Raw genomic sequence first — 3,347 nt, 5'->3', positions numbered from 1 at the left:
CGTATGCCGTCGAAGTAGAGGTAGTGGAAGAAGAGCCGGAAGTAGTTGCGGCGCACGTCGTCGAAGAGCCCGGCCAGCGTGGCGGGCTGCGCGCGCAGCGGGTCGTCCTCGCCGTGCACGAGCTCCTTGCGGAAGGCCGCCTCGACGCGCTGGTTGTGAAACTCCAGACCGGGCAGCCGGATGCCGATCAGGGCCATCAGCACGGTACCTGCCCGCGCGAAGCCGATGGCCACCCCCACCAGGGCGTGCTCGGCCTTGCCGATGATGGGCAGCTCGGTGACCTGGGCCGACAGCGTCCAGAGGATGGGCAGGAAGGCCACCAGCGTCATCAGGCTGTCGACGAGGCTCACGCCCAGCCCCTCCATCAGCCGGGCAAAGCGCATCGTGTCTTCCTGCACGCGCTGCGACGCGCCCTCGATGCCGCGCAGCCGCTCCCACTGCGACGTGTACCAGTCGTTCATCGCCGAGCGCCAGCGAAAGACGTAGTGCTTGACGAGGAAGTCGAGCAGCACCGCCAGCAGGATGAAGAGCGCGGCGATGCGCCCGAAGGTGGCGAGGTAGGCCCAGTACTCGTCGAGCGCCACGCTGCCGGGCTGGCCGAGCGCCTTCTGCACCAGGTTGTAGAACTCGCCGAACCACTCGTTGATCCGGACATCGAGGCTGACCTTCAGCCAGGTGCCGGTGAGGATGGCTGCGGTGCCGAGGATGGACCAGACGAACCAGCGGCGGCTGAGGAAGAAGCAACGAAACACGCTGGCCCCGATCGGTGAGCAAAACCGGATTGTCCCACCGCGCTGCGGCGCGCGGGGGCGAGCGGGGGCAAGAGGGGTAAGCGTCCGCGCGGCCCGAGGCGCGCGGCGGAGCCTGGCGGCGCCAGGATCAGGAGGTCATGACAGGCAGCGCCTGCCAGAGCTCCTGCAGGTGCGTGAAGCCCCAGTCCTCGGGACTCTCGCGACCGACGATGCGATCGTTGCAGCCAGGCGCATCGAGGTCGACGATCTGCAGCGGAACCGGCCGCGACCGGCGCGTCGAGAAGAACACCCGCACCCGCGGCTTGACCAGGCTGCGCGGATTGTGGTCGATGACCACGCCCAGGCGCTCCGATTCCATGCGCACCAGCGTGCCGACCGGATAGATGCCGATGCTGCGCACGAAGGCCTGGAAGATCGGCGGATCGAACTGCCCCTTCCACTGCGACATGCGCTGGATCGACGACGACGGATCCCAGGCCGCCTTGTAGGCCCGCTGCGAGGTGACCGCGTCGTAGACGTCGCACACCGAGGCCATGCGCGACATCAGTGTGATCTGGTCGCCGGCCAGGCCCTTGGGGTAGCCACGACCATCGATCCGCTCATGGTGGTGCAGGCAGATGTCGAGCGGCACTTCGCCCAGCTCCGTACAGCCCTTGAGCAGCTCGAAGCCGCGCTCGGGGTGCAGCCGCATCACGGCGAACTCGTTGTCGGTGAGCGAACCCGGCTTGTTCAGGATGCTGTCGGGAACGGCCATCTTGCCGACGTCGTGCAGCATGCCCCCGATGCCCGCCTGACGGGTGTCTTCCTGCGACAGGCCGAGCTGGCGGGCGAGCGAGATCATCAGGGCGCACACCGACACCGAATGCATGTAGGTGTAGTCGTCCTTGGTCTTGAGCCGCGCGAGACTCACCAGCGCGCCGCTGTTGCGCTGAACCGAAGCCGAGACCTCCTCGACGAAGGGCATGACCCGATCGGTCTCGATGGCCTTGCCCATGCGCACTTCGCCGAAGATCTCGGTGATCACGCCCTTGAACCGATTCACGATCTCGGAGGCCCGCTCGAGTTCTCCCTCGAGCTCGACGGCGTGCTGCAGCGGCGCCCGTTCGGCCGGGGCGGCCGGGGTGGCGGGGGTGATCGGAGTAGCCGGGGCGCGAGGGCGGGTCGGGGCGCGCGATGCCGCAGCCGCGGGCTGCAACTCGGGCGGCCTCACCGGAATTCGGGAACTGCCCGCCGGCGTGGCAGGCGAGGCCGCGGCCTGGGGCCGGGACGAAGGCACGGCTGCGGACGCACTGCCAGCAGATGCCTGGGGTCCCGGGCCGCGTTCGGAAGCAGGCGCATCGGCAGGCGTGCCCTCGGGACGCAGCCGCCGCTGGGCCGCGGGCGTCGGGGCCGGCGGTTCGGCCGGCGCGGCGTGCGGCGCCGTCTTGGGCGCGACATCCTCGAAGAGTGCCTCGTTGATCCAGCAGTAGGTGACCGCGCTTTGCCGAAGCGCATCGATGTCGGCCGGATCGCGGAGCACGAACTTCGTGCGCCAGAATGGATGCGATAGCCACGACCCCTCCAGGGACTGGAGGTACATGCCCAGGGTGAGCTCTGAGACAGAAATGCGCTTCAACATGACCCGACCCTTTTGCCATCCGCGCGACAGTGAGTCCACCGGCAGGCGGACGGACATCGCCTCGCGACCGACCAACGGTCGATCGCCGCCGATCGGCAGGCGGTAACGCCTTTGGTAGAGTCGGCGCCATGACCCGCCCCATCCGCCGCCCTGCCGCCAGTTCGTCCGCAGGCGCCGCAGCCGCCACCGGCTTTCGCGGCAACAAGAGCCACCTGCCCAGCAAGCCCTGCGCGGCCTGCGGTCGGCCCATGAGCTGGCGCAAGGCGTGGGCGCGCAACTGGGACGAGGTGCGCTGGTGCTCGCAGGCTTGCCGCAAGGCCGGCGCCCGATGAGCACCAGCGGCCTGCGTCACCTGATCATCGTGCTGGGCGACCAGCTCGACGCCCGGGCAGCGGCATTCGATGGATTCGACGCCTCCCAGGACATGGTCTTTTTGGCCGAGGTTGACGAAGAATCGAAGCACATTCGATCATCGAAGCAGCGCACGGCGCTGTTCCTGGCGGCCATGCGGCATTTCGTGCTCGGGCTGCGCGAGGCCGGCGTCCCGGTGCACGCGGTGCGGCTCGACGACCCGGCCAACACCGGCACGCTCGCCGGCGAGCTGCGCCGTGCGGTCGAGAGCCTGCGCCCCAGGGCGCTGGTCATGACCGAACCCGGCGACTGGCGGGTGCTCGCGGCGCTGCGTGAGGCCGCCGAAGCACTGGGCCTGCCGCTCGAGGTGCGCGAAGACCGCCACTTCTACAGCACCGTGCGCGATTTCGCCGAGCATGCGCGTGGTCGCAGGCAGCTGCGGCTCGAGCACTGGTACCGGCTGCTGCGCCGGCGCACCGGCATCCTGATGGACGGCGAGGAGCCCGTGGGCGGGCAGTGGAACTTCGACGCCGACAACCGCGAATCGTTCGGGCGCGAAGGCCCGGGCAGCGTGCCGCCGCGCGCGCGTTTTGCGCCCGATGCGATCACCCGCGAGGTGATCGCGC

At 69.3% G+C, this 3,347-nt stretch carries 4 protein-coding genes; 2 read left to right on the top strand and 2 right to left on the bottom strand.

Annotated elements, in window-relative coordinates:
* Both AC2H6A_RS18830 and AC2H6A_RS18825 read right to left on the bottom strand, forming a co-directional pair.
* A partial coding sequence (locus AC2H6A_RS18830) for an SbmA/BacA-like family transporter (RefSeq protein ID WP_484275255.1) occupies nucleotides 1-752 on the bottom strand: 752 nt, incomplete at its 3' end.
* 127 nt (nucleotides 753-879) lie between these two features.
* Nucleotides 880-2,370 carry a cyclic di-GMP phosphodiesterase gene (locus AC2H6A_RS18825; RefSeq protein ID WP_484275254.1) on the bottom strand — a complete coding sequence of 497 codons (1,491 nt, stop codon included), beginning with the start codon at nucleotides 2,368-2,370 and terminating at the stop codon, nucleotides 880-882.
* A 128-nt stretch (nucleotides 2,371-2,498) separates the two neighbouring features.
* On the opposite strand from AC2H6A_RS18825, the gene AC2H6A_RS18820 reads away from it, so the two are divergent.
* The gene (locus AC2H6A_RS18820) at nucleotides 2,499-2,702 is read left to right on the top strand and encodes a DUF2256 domain-containing protein (protein WP_484275253.1); all 204 of its coding nucleotides are present in this window, start codon (nucleotides 2,499-2,501) and stop codon (nucleotides 2,700-2,702) included.
* Nucleotides 2,699-3,347 (top strand): cryptochrome/photolyase family protein (locus AC2H6A_RS18815; protein WP_484275252.1); only part of this gene is annotated, 649 nt, incomplete at its 3' end. The genes AC2H6A_RS18820 and AC2H6A_RS18815, both read left to right, overlap by 4 nt.

The organism is Quisquiliibacterium sp. (assembly GCF_982640115.1).
The sequence above is the reverse complement of the archived record's forward strand: the minus strand, read 5'-3'. Positions and strand labels throughout refer to the sequence as shown.

Bases quoted from the DNA above. Each gene is read 5' to 3' on its own strand.
- AC2H6A_RS18825 (WP_484275254.1), bottom strand. From the start codon at position 2,370: ATGTTGAAGCGCATTTCTGTCTCAGAGCTCACCCTGGGCATGTACCTC.
- AC2H6A_RS18820 (WP_484275253.1), top strand. From the start codon at position 2,499: ATGACCCGCCCCATCCGCCGCCCTGCCGCCAGTTCGTCCGCAGGCGCC.